This window comes from Erwinia sp. 9145, from assembly GCF_000745075.1.
In the GTDB taxonomy this organism is placed as follows: Bacteria; Pseudomonadota; Gammaproteobacteria; order Enterobacterales; family Enterobacteriaceae; genus Erwinia; species Erwinia oleae.
The window spans coordinates 3,568,073-3,582,201 of record NZ_JQNE01000001.1 but is presented as its reverse complement, the minus strand read 5'-3'; the positions used below and the strand labels follow the sequence as shown (position 1 = coordinate 3,582,201).

The following is a 14,129-nucleotide window of genomic DNA, read 5'->3' as shown; positions in this document are numbered from 1 at the left end:
TGAAACGCGGCTTGTATGCGCAATGGGCAAGGTCAATTTAATCGGTTGCCAAAATACCTTCAGTGTTGAGATAATTTTCTTCTGACTCTCGCATTATCGCTCATGAGGTTTCAGTTCATGTCCTGTCCGAGTGGACGGGGTATCATTAACGAATAGTCTTAGTAATACCGAAAAAATGGCAGAGAAACGCAATATCTTTCTGGTTGGGCCTATGGGTGCCGGCAAAAGCACTATTGGGCGTCAGTTAGCTCAGCAACTCAACATGGAATTTTTCGATTCCGATCAAGAAATTGAGCGACGTACCGGAGCGGATGTGGGTTGGGTGTTCGACGTTGAAGGCGAAGAAGGCTTCCGCGATCGCGAAGAGAAAATCATCAACGAACTTACTGAAAAGCAAGGCATTGTGCTGGCTACCGGTGGCGGTTCAGTGAAGTCACGTGAAACGCGTAACCGTCTTTCTGCTCGCGGCGTCGTGGTGTATCTGGAAACAACCATCGAAAAGCAGCTGGCGCGGACGCAACGCGACAAAAAACGGCCGCTGCTCCAGGTGAACTCTCCACCGCGTGAGGTATTGGAAGCGCTGGCTGGCGAACGCAATCCGCTTTACGAAGAGATTGCTGACGTCACCATCCGCACCGATGATCAGAGCGCAAAAGTGGTCGCGAACCAGATTATCAATATGCTGGAGAAAAGCTGATTCAGCGCGGCCTGCGGGCCATTGCAAAAGGGCGATACCGCGTCATGGAGAAGATTACCGTCACTTTGGGAGAGCGAAGCTATCCCATTACTATCGCCGCCGGATTGTTTAACGATCCGGCGTCCTTTTGGCCGCTGCAATCGGGCGACCGCGCGATGTTGGTTACCAACGAAACGCTGGCGCCACTCTATCTTGCTCCGCTGCGCCAGCTGCTTGAAGACGCTGGCGTGAAGGTCGATCAGGTTATCCTGCCGGACGGCGAACAGTACAAAACGCTGGCGGTGATGGAGCAGGTCTTTACCGCCCTGCTGGAAAAACCGCACGGTCGCGATACCACGCTGGTCGCCCTTGGCGGCGGCGTTATCGGCGATCTGACCGGTTTTGCGGCAGCAAGCTATCAGCGCGGCGTCCGCTTTATTCAGGTACCTACCACGCTGCTGGCTCAGGTCGACTCGTCTGTCGGCGGCAAAACCGCGGTAAATCATCCTCTCGGTAAAAACATGATCGGCGCGTTCTATCAGCCTGCATCTGTGGTTATCGATCTCAACTGTCTCGCCACCCTGCCGCCGCGCGAACTTGCGTCCGGCCTGGCTGAAGTGATCAAGTACGGCATCATTCTCGACGGCGAGTTTTTCAACTGGCTGGAAGCCAATATTGATGCGCTGCTGGCTCTGGACGGCAAAGCCATGGCGTACTGTATTCGCCGCTGCTGCGAGCTGAAAGCAGCGGTTGTGGCTGCTGACGAACGTGAAATGGGCCAGCGAGCGCTGCTTAACCTGGGCCATACTTTTGGTCACGCGATTGAAGCGCATATGGGTTACGGCAACTGGCTGCATGGTGAAGCCGTGGCGGCGGGAATGGTCATGGCCGCGCGCACGGCAGAGCGCCTTGGTCAGTTCAGCGCCGCAGACACCGACAGAATTATTGCACTATTAACGCATGCTGGCCTGCCGGTTAACGGCCCGCAGAGTATGGCTGCCGAAGCCTACCTGCCGCATATGATGCGCGATAAAAAAGTGCTGGCGGGCGAGCTTCGCCTCGTCCTGCCGCGGGCAATGGGTAATGCTGAAGTGCGCAGCGGCGTGCCGCATGATATGGTTTTAGCGGCAATTAACGACTGCACCTGATTAACAACGCCGGCTTGTTCCGGATCTGACCATGACGTAAGCGCCGTTTACAGGGTATTGAGCGGCGTCGCTGCTTTACTGGAGGAGGTTGAATGGACGAGTTTAAACCGGAAGACGAGTTAAAACCTGATACCAGCGATCGCCGTCCGCAGCGGTCTCGCAAAACGTCTTCGGCGCCGAAAATACCGGTTTCCCGCCAGCATATGATGATGGGGATCGGCATTCTGGTATTGCTTTTGCTGGTCATAGGCATCGGCTCAGCGCTGAACTCCCCTGACGACAAAGCTGAAAAGCAGGCGCAGCAACCGCCGTCGGGCAGCGAAAAAAATATCGATCTCTCCGGCTCATCGTCAATGACCGGCCAGAACAGTACGCCAGCGCCTGATGCGGCGAAGCCTGATGCTGCCAGCACTCAGGCGCCAGCAGGCAACAGCCCGCAGCCGATCAGCGTCCCGCCGGTTTCTTCCACGCCGACTGAAGCGCAGCCCGTGCCTGCGCCGGAAAATCAGCAGCGCGTGGAACTGCCTGGTGATTTGAACAGCGCCCTGACTAATCAACAAGGTCAGGTGGACGCCGCCGCGCAGGGCGGACAAAACGGCGGACTGCCTACCGCGCCCGCCACGGTTGCGCCTGGCGGACAGGCCACGCGTCCGGTGGCGACCAAACCGCAGCAGCCAGCCGCTGCGAACAGACCTGCAACGGCGCATAAGCCCGCAGAAACAAAGCCAGCCGCTAAAGAGCATGCACCGCGCAGTACCGCTTCTCACGCTGCGGCTGCACCTGGAGCCAGCACCGCCGCGCCCGGTGGCAGCTACACGCTTCAGCTGAGCAGCGCCTCGCGCTCCGATACCCTTAATGCCTGGGCGAAGAAGCAAAATCTGAGCAGCTTCCACGTCTACAAGACCAGTCGTAACGGTCAGCCGTGGTATGTATTGGTAAGCGGTTCATACGCCACGCCTGCTGATGCGAAACGCGCCGTCGCCTCGCTGCCCGCCGAAGTTCGCGCGCAGAATCCGTGGGTGAAACCGGTAAGCCAGGTCAGGAAAGAAGCGGCAAATTAATCAGGCCGGGAAAACCGGTTGAAAGTCAGAATATGCTCTTTCGCCAGTGGCTTAAGGGCATTTTAAAGCGCAGATATGCTGTCGGTATTACCGCAGCCTGAAGAGTAATTGTAATTAAACGACGGCATGAAAAAAAATCGCGCTTTTTTAAAGTGGGCGGGAGGAAAATTCCCGCTTCTTGATGATATCCAGCGTCATCTTCCCGAAGGGGATTGTTTGATTGAGCCCTTTGTCGGCGCAGGATCGGTATTCCTCAATACCCATTTCCCGCGCTACATTCTGGCCGACATCAACAGCGATCTGATCAATCTCTATAACATCGTTAAAACTCGGGTCGACGAATTCGTCGCCGAAGCGCGCCCGCTGTTTACCCGCGAGACGAACGAGTCTGCCTTTTACTATGAACGCCGCCTTGAATTTAATCGTTGCGACGATCCCTGGCGCCGCGGCATGCTTTTTTTATACCTCAACCGCCACTGCTATAACGGACTGTGCCGCTATAACCTCAGCGGCGAATTTAACGTGCCGTTTGGACGTTATATTCGGCCGTACTTTCCCGAAGAGGAGCTTTACGGGTTTGCCGAACGGGCGCAGGATGCAACGTTTGTTTGCGAGTCATACGATGTTACCCTGAGCAGGGCGACGCAGGGTTCAGTGGTCTATTGCGATCCGCCGTATGCGCCGCTGTCGGCCACGGCGAACTTTACCGCTTATCATACCAACAGCTTCAGCCTGCAACAGCAGGAGCACCTGGCGGAACTGGCGGTTAAATTATCGACAGAGAACCGCATTCCGGTACTGATCTCTAACCACGATACGCCGCTCACCAGGCTCTGGTATCAGGCGGCGGCTCTGCACCAGATCAAAGCGCGGCGTTCGATAAGCCGCAACAGTACCGGCCGTAATCAGGTGAATGAGATACTGGCGCTGTTTACCAGCCGATGAATGTAATGTTACGCGCCTCCCATCAGGCGCAAACCGGGAGAAACGGATGAAACAGTTTTTGCTTGCCCCCTCAATCCTGTCCGCCGATTTTGCTCGTCTGGGTGAAGACACGGCCAAAGCGCTGGCGGCGGGTGGCGACGTTGTGCATTTTGACGTGATGGACAACCATTACGTGCCCAATTTGACCATGGGCCCGATGGTGCTGAAGGCGCTGCGCGACTACGGTATTACCGCGCCGATTGATGTGCACATGATGGTGAAACCGGTTGATCGCCTCATTCCTGACTTTGCCAAAGCGGGGGCCAGCTATATCACTTTTCATCCTGAAGCCTCCGAGCATATCGATCGATCGCTCCAGCTGATCAGAGAACACGGTTGTAAATCGGGATTGGTGTTCAACCCGGCTACGCCGCTCAGCTACCTTGATTACGTGATGGATAAAGTTGATGTGATCCTGCTGATGTCGGTTAATCCCGGCTTTGGCGGTCAGTCCTTCATTCCGGGCACGCTGGACAAGCTGCGTCAGGTGCGCAAGCTGATCGATCGCAGCGGTTACGATATTCGCCTGGAAGTGGACGGCGGCGTGAAGGCAGACAATATTGCCGGGATCGCGGCGGCAGGCGCGGACATGTTTGTTGCCGGGTCCGCGATTTTCGGCCAGCCGGACTATAAAAAAGTCATCGACGACATGCGTACAGAACTGGAGAAATCACGCCATGGCTCATTTCACTAATATTCGCGGTCTGGCGTTTGATCTTGACGGCACGCTGATTGACAGCGCGCCGGGTTTGACCAGCGCGGTGGATGCCGCCCTGGCGGCACTGAATCTTCCTGCCGCAGGCGTTGAGCGCGTCTCAACCTGGATTGGTAACGGCGCCGACGTGCTGATAGCGCGCGCGCTGACGTGGGCGCTGGGTCATCAACCCGATGCCGCCACGATTGCCGATGCGCGCGTGCTGCTTGATAAACATTACGCTACCACCATTGAGAGCGGCAGCAAGCTGTTCCCTGGGGTAAAAGCCGAACTGGCCGCGCTGGCGAAAACCGGTGTGCCAATGGCGATTGTGACCAATAAGCCAACGCCGTTTATCGCGCCGTTGCTGGCCTCGCTGGGCATTGCCGACTATTTTTCGCTGATCATCGGCGGCGACGACGTCGCAGCGAAAAAACCGCATCCCGCGCCGTTGTTTCTGGTGCTGGGCAAGTTTGGGCTGTTGCCGGAGGAGCTGGTGTTTGTCGGCGACTCGCGCAATGATATTCTGGCGGCAAAAGCGGCGGGCTGCCCCTGCGTGGGCTTCACTTACGGTTACAACTACGGCGAGCCGATTGCTGAAAGCACGCCAACGCTCGTGCTTGACCATTTCAACGATTTGTTGCCCGCGCTAGGGCTGTAATTATCAGGACGAAATAACATGAGTAAACCCATCGTATTTAGCGGCGCACAGCCTTCTGGCGAACTGACCATCGGGAACTATATGGGTGCGCTGCGTCAGTGGGTCAACATGCAGGATGATTTTGACTGCATCTACTGTATTGTCGATTTACATGCGATCACCGTGCGTCAGAACCCCGCCGCGCTGCGCAAGGCGACGCTGGATACGCTGGCGCTCTATCTGGCCTGCGGTATCGATCCGCAAAAAAGCACTATTTTTGTTCAGTCCCACGTGCCGGAACATGCGCAGCTGAGCTGGATCCTCAACTGCTACACCTACTTCGGCGAGCTGAGTCGCATGACCCAGTTCAAGGACAAATCCACGCGCTATGAAGAGAACATCAACGCCGGGCTGTTCGACTACCCGGTGCTGATGGCGGCGGATATCCTGCTGTATCAGACCACGCAGGTGCCGGTGGGCGAGGATCAGAAGCAGCATCTTGAACTGAGCCGCGACGTGGCCGCGCGCTTCAACGCCCTGTATGGCGACGTGTTTAAGGTGCCTGAGCCGTTTATTCCTGAATCCGGCGCGCGCGTGATGTCGCTGCTTGAGCCGACGAAAAAGATGTCCAAGTCTGATGATAATCGCAACAACGTCATCGGCCTGCTGGAAGATCCCAAATCCATCGTGAAGAAAATTAAACGTGCGATGACCGATGGCGACGAGCCGCCGGTGGCGCGTTACGATGTGAAAAATAAGGCCGGCGTCTCAAACCTGCTGGATATCCTCTCAGGCGTCACCGGTAAAAGCATCCCGGAACTGGAGCAGCAGTTTGCGGGCCAGATGTATGGTCACCTGAAAGGCGCAGTGGCGGACGCCGTCTCCGGTATGCTGACCGAGCTTCAGGCGCGCTACCATCGCTACCGCGATGACGAAGCATTCCTGGAGCAGGTGATGCGTGATGGCGCGCTCAAGGCCCGCGCGCAGGCGCAGGTGACGCTGAAGAAGGTTTATGAAGCCGTTGGCTTTGTCGCTCAGCCATAGCGGCTGATAGCGCGTACAGGAAGCCAGAAGCGGCATTTGCTGCTTCTGGCTTTTTTTATGCTCAGAACCAGCGCAGCCGTTCGCGCAACGCCACCACGCGGCCCACAATAATCAGCGACGGGCTTTCAACCTGCGTTGCCAGCGACTCAAGCTGGTCAAGGCTGCCGCTCACCACGCGCTGCTGCGTCGACGTGCCGCGCTCCACCAGCGCCACCGGCATGGTCGCTGACATTCCATGCGCAATCAGCTGCCGCTGGATTTCCCCCGCCTGCGACAGGCCCATATAAAACACCAGCGTTTGCTGTTCGGCGGCCAGGTTGCGCCAGTCCAGCGCGCCGTTGGCCTGCACGTGTCCGGTAACCAGCCTGACGCTTTGCGCATAGTCGCGATGGGTCAGCGGAATGCCGCTGTAGGCCGAACAGCCGGAGGCCGCAGTAATGCCGGGCACCACGGAGAAGGGGATATCCGCATCGAGCAGCGCCTCAAGCTCCTCCGCGCCGCGTCCGAATATAAAAGGATCGCCGCCTTTCAGGCGCACCACGCGCTTGCCGCGCTGTGCCTGGTCCAACAGAATCTGGTTGATCTCCGACTGTGGCACGCAGTGATGACCGGCGCGTTTGCCGACAAAAATGCGTTCCGCATCGCGCCTGACCAGCTCAAGGATCTCATCGGAGACCAGCCGATCGTAGACAACGATATCCGCCTGCTGAATTTGTTGCAGGCCTTTCAGCGTCAACAGGCCCGCGTCGCCGGGGCCGGCACCCACCAGCACCACTTCACCCTGATGCGCCAGCGGCTGGCGGAACAGCGCTTCGGTCAGCTTCTCCACCTGCGGCGCATCGTTGTTTGCCAGCGATTGCGCCAGCCGGTCGTGCGCGAAGAGCTTTTCCCAAAAGCGTCGGCGCTGGGCCATTTCGCTGAACTGCCGCTTCACCCGCTGGCGAAGCGAGCCCGCACAGGTCGCAATTTTGCCGAGGTGTTGCGGCAGCAGCGCTTCAATTTTTTCACGCAGCAGACGCGCCATAACCGGCGCCCGGCCACCGCTGGAGATGGCGATCATCAACGGCGAACGGTCAACGATCGAGGGCATAATGACGCTGGCCTGTTCCGGCGCATCGACGACGTTACAGAAAATGCGCTTCGCTTCCGCGCAGTGGCTCACCTGCGCGTTCACCGTATGATTGTCGGTGGCGGCGATCGCCAGCCAGCAGCCATCCAGCATATCGGGCGCAAAAGCACCTTCGATCAGCCGGGCCTGGCCGGTTTCCTGCCAGTGGCGAAACAGCGGAGAAAATTCGGTGGCGCAGACCCGCAGGTCGGCACCGGTTTTCAACAGCAGTCGCGCTTTGCGTTCTGCCACGTCACCGCCGCCGACCAGCAGGCAGGCTCTGCCGCGAAGCTGGCAAAACAGGGGAAGAAAATCCATACAACGCTCGCTCTTAAAAAAAGGCCGCTTTATAGCGGCCTCAGGCTTACCCTTGTTGGTCGATCACACAGCAATTTCAACCATGCCGTCGGTTACGCGTGCGGCATAAGACATCACCGAGCGGCTTTCGTCTTCCATGCATACGCCATCGCTGAGGCGAAAATGCTGTTTTTTTAACGGGCTGGCGACCCACAGCGCCTGCTGATGCTCACCGATGATCCCGCGTGACAGCACGCTGGCGTCGGCAAAGGGGTCAATATTGCTGATGGCAAACACCTCATCGTTTTCCCGTGGGCGAAAAATCGCGACCGGGTGTTCGCCAACGCGGGCGCAAACGCCCGTGCCGGGAAGGATCTGGCTGACCTTACAGATACGCTGCCACTGACTCATACGTTTTCCTCCATCAGCACAACCGGAATGCGCTCGGACGGGCGCGCGGGACGATGCTGGTCGCGCTCGGCCACCACCTGCACCAGCGGATCGCGGCTGTCATCATTAATAAAGTGCGCGAAGCGCGCAAGCTGACTTTCATCGTCAAGCGTCGCCTGCCACTCACAGACCACTTCATCGCGCAGCCGCGCAATATCGGCTTCCAGTTGCGGATTCAGGCCCAGTTTGTCGTGAATAACCACCTGTTTCAGGTAGTCGATACCGCCGCTGAGGCTTTCCAGCCACAGAGAGGTGCGCTGGAGTTTGTCCGCGGTGCGGATGTAAAACATCATAAAACGGTCGAGATAGCGGATCAGCGTTTCGCGATCCAGGTCGGCAGCCAGTAAATCTGCATGGCGCGGCTTCATACCGCCGTTGCCGCATACATACAGGTTCCAGCCTTTTTCCGTGGCAATAATGCCCACGTCTTTGCTCTGCGCTTCTGCGCATTCGCGGGTACAGCCGGAGACGCCAAACTTCATTTTATGCGGCGTGCGGATGCCTTTGTAGCGGTTTTCCAGCTCGACGCCGAGCCCGACGCTGTCGCCCACGCCGAAGCGGCACCAGCTGCTGCCAACGCAGGTTTTCGCCATGCGCAGCGCCTTCGCGTAGGCGTGGCCGGTTTCAAAGCCGGCTTTGATCAGTTCAGACCAGATGGCCGGCAGGTCATTTTTATGTGCGCCAAACAGGCCGATGCGCTGCGAGCCGGTGATCTTGGTGTACAGATTGTAGCGACGACCCACTTCGCCGATGGCGACCAGCCCTTCCGGGGTGATCTCGCCGCCTGCCGACCGTGGAATAACGGAGTAGGTGCCATCCTTCTGGATGTTGCCAAGAAAGTTGTCGTTACTGTCCTGAAGGCTGGTGTGCTGCGGTTTCAGCACGTATTCGTTCCAGCAGGAGGCGAACAGCGACGCTGCGGTAGGTTTACACACTTCGCAGCCGTAGCCGCTGCCGTGCTTCTCCAGCAGCTGATCGAAAGTCCTGATATCCTCCACGCGGATCAGGTGATAAAGCTCCTGGCGTGAATAAGCGAAGTGCTCGCAGAGATGGTTGTTGACCTCAATGCCCTGACGGCTCAGTTCGGCATTCAGTACCTGCGTCATCAGCGGCACGCAGCCGCCGCAGCCGGTGCCCGCTTTGGTTTCCGCCTTCAGCGCCGCCACGGTATGGCAGCCGTTCTGAACGGCCATCACCAAATCGCCTTTGGTGACGTCAAAGCAGGAGCAGATCTGCGCGCTGTCCGGCAGCGATTCGACGCCGATGGCCGGTTTACTTCCCGCATGAGCGGGCAGAATCAGCGCATCAGGATTTTCCGGCAGTTCAATGGCGTTCAGCATCAGCTGAAGCAGGTTGCCGAAGTCGCTGGTATCGCCCACCAGCACCGCGCCGAGCAGCGTTTTGTTGTCCGCGCTGACCACCAGACGTTTGTAAACCTCTTTGTTTTCATCGAGGTAAACGTAGCTTCTGGCTCCGTCGGTGCGGCCATGCGCATCGCCGATACCGCCGACATCCACGCCCAGCAGCTTCAGCCTGGCGCTCATGTCGGCGCCGGTAAACGCGTTTTCTTTGCCCATCAGGTGATCGCAGGTGACCTGCGCCATTTTATAACCGGGCGCGACCAGGCCATAGATGCGGTGGTTCCAGGCGGCGCATTCGCCGATGGCATAGATATCGGCATCGGCGGTCTGGCAGGTATCGTTAATCAGGAAACCGCCGCGCTGGCCCAGCGGCAGATCGCACTGCTTGCCGAGTTTGTCCTGTGCGCGAATACCGGTGGAGAACACGATAAAATCGACGTTCAGTTCGCTGCCGTCGGCAAACTTCAGCGTTTTACCGCCGTCAGGACGGTCAATAATTTGTTGGGTGTTTTTGCTGGTATGCACCTGAACGCCCATGCGCTCAATCTTCTGCCGCAGCTGCTGTCCACCCATCGGATCGAGCTGTTCCGCCATCAGCACCGGCGCAAACTCAATAACGTGCGTCTGAATGCCAAGGTTTTTCAGGGCGCCAGCGGCTTCCAGGCCGAGCAGACCGCCGCCCACTACCACGCCGCTTTTGCTACGGCGCGCGCAGGCTTCAATGGCATTCAGATCTTCAATGGTGCGATAAACAAAGCAGTCCTGGCCGTTGGCGCCCTCAATGGGCGGCACCCACGGGTAAGAGCCGGTCGCCAGCACCAGTTTGTCGTACTGCACCGCGCGGCCGCTGCTGGAGTAAACCACTTTCTCCTGACGATTAATGCTGAGCGCACGCTCTCCGACCAGCACCTCGACGTTGTGCTTTTCATAAAAGCCGTTGCGAACCAGCGACAGCTCTTCAGCGGTATGGTGAGAAAAGTAGGCGGAAAGGTGAACGCGATCGTAAGCGACGCGCGGTTCTTCACAAAAAACGGTGACGGCAAACTGACCGGGCGCTGCTTTTTCCGCCAGCTCTTCCAGTAAACGGTGGCCAACCATGCCGTTGCCAATGATGACGAGTCGGGTGCTCATTTTTGCCTCACAATGCAATCTGTTGCGGCTACAATAGCGCCCTAACGGGTGCGGTTATTGATGTACATCAAGTCGCGTTTTAAATACCACTTTATGGGTATATTGCTGTTTTTTCAGTGTTTTTACGTAAGCGGCGGAAAAGATTAACAATTAAGCTGAATCGTATCACCCGAGGCGCGTAAAGCCCTTTACGCGTGAAGGCCGATGAGGGAGTAGAGGTACAAAAGGTAAAAGGCTGGTTAATTAAACCAGCCTTAAGACAATCAGTGAGACGACATGTGTCCATGTTTTTTATGCTTGCTGACGAAGCCGAGCAGTAAACACATCACAAACACCACCGCGTACAGGCCGTTAGCGGTCGCCAGTGCGGCGTGAGCACCGCCTTTATCGACAATCGGGCCGGTCACCACGAAGGTCAGCATGGTGCCGACGGTGCCGCAGGTGAGGATAAAGTTCACCAGCTTTGGCGATGAGACTTTGGTCTGTAGCGAACCGAGCGTGATGATGGTGGTGTAAATGGCGCTGGAGAAGAAGCCCAGACTGATCATGATCCACTTCAGCATGGCGGCGTCCTGCGCGGTGACAAACCAGTACATCAGCAGCGTGGCCATCAGCGCCAGCACGGTGACAATGCGCTGAGGATCGAAGAAACGTAAGATCGCGCTGAAGGCCCACATGCCGATCATATAAGACGTCCAGAAGTTACCGACCAGCCCGCCAGCCTGGGTAATGTCCATACCCATATTTTTGGTGGCGTACTGCGGCACCCAGCCGATAAAACCCAGTTGACCCAGGATGTAGCACAGCGCGGCGATGGCAAGAAAAAGCACGCCGAGGCCCCATTTCTCTTTTTCCACAACCTGATGAGCGGCGGCTTTCTTGCCCAGCACCGGGAAATTGAAGCAGAGCGCCAGGATGAAAATCACCACGTAAATCACGCCGATGCAGACATAAACCCAGTACCACGGCAGCGCACGCGCCAGAATGGCGGCGGCGATAATCGGGAAAATGGTGCCCGCCATGCTGAAAAATGAGTCGGTAAATAATAGTCGTGAACCGCGCTGGCGCCCTTCATACAGATGAGTAATGAGGAAGGTGCCAATCGACATGGTAATGCCGCTGACCACGCCAAGCACAAACATGCACAGCGAGAAAATGCTTAAACTGTGGCTGGTCATCAGCCCCAGCACGGCCAGCACCATCAGCACGAAACCAAACATCAGCTGGCGCTTCAGCGGGATAATTTCCATCAGCCAGGCGTTCAGGAACACCGCCGCCAGGATACCGGCGTTGAGAAAGGTAAAGGTGTTGCTCATCTGAGCGACGGGCAGGTGAAAATAGTCGGCAATGTTTTCCAGCACCATACCGGTGACAATCACCACGGCGCCGGTGAGCGCATAGGAAAAGAAGCTAATCCATGTAAGACCGATTCGATCGCGATTCGTCATAATGAAAACCTGTGAGTCAAAAGGATCGTGAGCCAGTGCGCTCACGGACGCGCTGAGTTTAACGATATTCGTGATCGGCTTAAATCAACATTGAAATATTTATTTTCATATTCATAGGATTCGTGACAATCGTCACTTTTCTGAACGGCGGCAGACGGGATAAACCTGTGCAGGTACGCGTAAATAAAGGTAAAACGCTGGCGCGCGGGTAACGCCTTCTTTACAATCAGCGCAGTTTCCCTCAGTAAGGAATAATCATGTTAAAACGTACTCTGACCGCCGCTGCCGCTTTTCTGGCGATCTCTGCCTTCTCTGTTTCCGCGCTGGCGGCGCCGCACGTCCTGCTGACCACCTCAGCCGGCAATATTGAGCTTGAGCTCAACGATCAAAAAGCCCCGGTTTCGACGAAAAACTTTATCGACTACGTCAACAGCGGCTTCTATAACAACACCACCTTTCATCGCGTAATTCCTGGCTTTATGGTGCAGGGCGGCGGCTTCACTACCGACATGCAGCAGAAACCAACCAATGCGCCGATCAAAAACGAAGCGGATAACGGCCTGCTGAATAAGCGCGGAACGGTTTCAATGGCGCGTACCGCCAGTAAAGACAGCGCCACCAGCCAGTTTTTTATCAACGTCACGGATAACGCCTTCCTCGATCACGGCCAGCGCGATTTTGGCTACGCCGTCTTCGGCAAAGTGGTGAAGGGCCAGGAGATAGCGGACAAAATCTCACAGGTTCAGACGCAAAACGTGGGGCCTTACCAGAACGTGCCGGTGAAGCCTGTCCTCATTCTTTCTGCGAAAGTGCTGCCATAACGCCCCGGTGGGCAATTGCTGCTTATACTTAACCGGCAGCAATCACCCATCTCATGGAGGCAGTATGAAAAAGAAGCCCACCGACAAGCAGAAAGACGCACTCTGGCAGCAGCGGCGCGCCGGAAACTTCCTTGCCAGCTTTGAACTGGGTGGCGCAACGCTCGGCCCCGGCGTCCGTCCGCCTGGCCTGCCTTTTCTCCGCCAACTCCATCGCGACCTTTTCCATGACGTGCTCGACGATGCCGGTGAGCTTCGCCGCGTGGATGTGATGGTCGGTGACACGCCCTGCTGCCATTTTGAATATATCGAAAAAGAGGGCAATGCGCTGATGCAGGCGCTTGAGGATGAGAACGCGCTTGCCGATCTGCCGCTTGACGACTTTGTCGCGCGCCTTGCCTGGTACTACTGCGAACTCACTGTCCTGCATCCTTTCCAGCGCGGAAACGGACGCGCACAGCGGCTGTTTGTCGAACATCTGGTCTTTAACGCCGGTTACGATATCCGCTGGGAACGCATCGACAGCGAAAGCTGGAAAGCGGCCAATCAGGCCAGCTGGGATGGCGACCTCGATCCGCTGGTCGCTGCATTCGCCAGCGTGGTGAGCGAGCGGGACGAATCGGCAGGCTGATCGTGGCCCGGAACCTTGATGCTATTACTTATTGATAATTACGACTCATTTACCTGGAATCTCTACCAATACTTTTGTGAACTGGGCGCGGACGTGCGCGTGCAGCGCAACGATGAGATATCGCTTGAGCAGATCGCCGCATTGCGCCCGGAGCGGCTGGTGATTTCTCCCGGCCCCTGTACGCCGGACGACGCCGGGATTTCGCTGGCGGCCATCCGCCACTTCGCCGGTAAGCTGCCCATTCTTGGCGTTTGCCTTGGTCATCAGGCGATCGCACAGGCGTTTGGCGGGCAGGTGGTGCGCGCGCGTGAAGTCATGCACGGTAAAACGTCGCAGATTGAGCACAACGACGGCGGCGTATTTTCCGGCTTAGCGCATCCGCTGACCGTGACGCGCTATCACTCGCTGATAGTGGCGGCGGATTCGCTACCGGCGGAGTTTGAGGTAACGGCCTGGACCCTGCGTAATGGTCAACCGGATGAAATTATGGGGCTGCGCCATCGACATTTACCGCTGGAGGGCGTGCAGTTTCATCCGGAGAGTATTCTTAGCGAGCAGGGGCATCAACTGCTTAAAAATTTCCTGAAATAAGCGTTAGTGGTTGCCTTTAAGTGATTTTTTATTCATATTTTGTGCTT

14 protein-coding genes are annotated in these 14,129 nt (G+C 57.0%); 10 read left to right on the top strand and 4 right to left on the bottom strand.

The window, feature by feature from the left end; all coding sequences use genetic code 11:
• Positions 1–175: 175 nt before the first annotated feature.
• From aroK to trpS, 7 genes are all read left to right on the top strand, one after another.
• A complete protein-coding gene (aroK, locus tag FA91_RS16975) occupies positions 176–697 on the top strand; it encodes a shikimate kinase AroK (protein ID WP_034917585.1) in 522 nt (173 codons plus the stop codon).
• A 44-nt stretch (positions 698–741) separates the two neighbouring features.
• Positions 742–1,824 (top strand): 3-dehydroquinate synthase, encoded by a 1,083-nt coding sequence (aroB, locus tag FA91_RS16970; protein WP_034917584.1) that lies wholly within the window; start codon positions 742–744, stop codon positions 1,822–1,824.
• A gap of 92 nt (positions 1,825–1,916) precedes the next feature.
• A complete protein-coding gene (locus FA91_RS16965; RefSeq protein ID WP_034917582.1) occupies positions 1,917–2,885 on the top strand; it encodes an SPOR domain-containing protein in 969 nt (322 codons plus the stop codon).
• Between the two features lie 126 nt (positions 2,886–3,011).
• Positions 3,012–3,830: an adenine-specific DNA-methyltransferase gene (gene dam / locus FA91_RS16960; RefSeq protein WP_034917581.1), complete on the top strand. Its 819-nt coding sequence runs from the start codon at positions 3,012–3,014 to the stop codon at positions 3,828–3,830.
• Between the two features lie 46 nt (positions 3,831–3,876).
• Positions 3,877–4,563 carry a ribulose-phosphate 3-epimerase gene (gene rpe, locus FA91_RS16955; RefSeq protein WP_034917579.1) on the top strand — a complete coding sequence of 229 codons (687 nt, stop codon included), beginning with the start codon at positions 3,877–3,879 and terminating at the stop codon, positions 4,561–4,563.
• Positions 4,547–5,224: a phosphoglycolate phosphatase gene (locus FA91_RS16950; RefSeq protein ID WP_034917577.1), complete on the top strand. Its 678-nt coding sequence runs from the start codon at positions 4,547–4,549 to the stop codon at positions 5,222–5,224. Before rpe ends, FA91_RS16950 begins: the two co-directional genes overlap by 17 nt.
• 18 nt (positions 5,225–5,242) lie before the next feature.
• On the top strand, positions 5,243–6,247 hold the full coding sequence (gene trpS / locus FA91_RS16945; RefSeq protein WP_034917574.1) for a tryptophan--tRNA ligase: 1,005 nt from the start codon (positions 5,243–5,245) through the stop codon (positions 6,245–6,247).
• 61 nt (positions 6,248–6,308) lie between these two features.
• Here the strand turns inward: trpS and cysG are convergent, their stop codons facing one another.
• The 4 genes from cysG to tsgA all read right to left on the bottom strand — a co-directional run bounded on the left by cysG (position 6,309) and on the right by tsgA (position 12,042).
• The gene (gene cysG, locus FA91_RS16940; RefSeq protein WP_034917572.1) at positions 6,309–7,673 is read right to left on the bottom strand and encodes a siroheme synthase CysG; all 1,365 of its coding nucleotides are present in this window, start codon (positions 7,671–7,673) and stop codon (positions 6,309–6,311) included.
• 63 nt (positions 7,674–7,736) lie between these two features.
• The gene (gene nirD / locus FA91_RS16935; RefSeq protein ID WP_034917569.1) at positions 7,737–8,063 is read right to left on the bottom strand and encodes a nitrite reductase small subunit NirD; all 327 of its coding nucleotides are present in this window, start codon (positions 8,061–8,063) and stop codon (positions 7,737–7,739) included.
• Positions 8,060–10,594, bottom strand: coding sequence for a nitrite reductase large subunit NirB (nirB, locus tag FA91_RS16930; RefSeq protein ID WP_034917568.1), 2,535 nt, complete (start codon positions 10,592–10,594; stop codon positions 8,060–8,062). Before nirB ends, nirD begins: the two co-directional genes overlap by 4 nt.
• 263 nt (positions 10,595–10,857) lie before the next feature.
• Positions 10,858–12,042 carry an MFS transporter TsgA gene (gene tsgA, locus FA91_RS16925; RefSeq protein WP_034917565.1) on the bottom strand — a complete coding sequence of 395 codons (1,185 nt, stop codon included), beginning with the start codon at positions 12,040–12,042 and terminating at the stop codon, positions 10,858–10,860.
• Between the two features lie 257 nt (positions 12,043–12,299).
• On the opposite strand from tsgA, the gene ppiA reads away from it, so the two are divergent.
• The 3 genes from ppiA to FA91_RS16910 all read left to right on the top strand — a co-directional run bounded on the left by ppiA (position 12,300) and on the right by FA91_RS16910 (position 14,082).
• Positions 12,300–12,863 carry a peptidylprolyl isomerase A gene (gene ppiA / locus FA91_RS16920; RefSeq protein ID WP_034917564.1) on the top strand — a complete coding sequence of 188 codons (564 nt, stop codon included), beginning with the start codon at positions 12,300–12,302 and terminating at the stop codon, positions 12,861–12,863.
• 64 nt (positions 12,864–12,927) lie between these two features.
• Positions 12,928–13,491: a putative adenosine monophosphate-protein transferase Fic gene (locus FA91_RS16915; protein ID WP_034917563.1), complete on the top strand. Its 564-nt coding sequence runs from the start codon at positions 12,928–12,930 to the stop codon at positions 13,489–13,491.
• Between the two features lie 18 nt (positions 13,492–13,509).
• Entirely contained in the window at positions 13,510–14,082 is a 573-nt protein-coding gene (locus FA91_RS16910) for an aminodeoxychorismate synthase component II (protein ID WP_034917560.1), read from the top strand.
• The last annotated feature ends 47 nt before the right edge of the window (positions 14,083–14,129 follow it).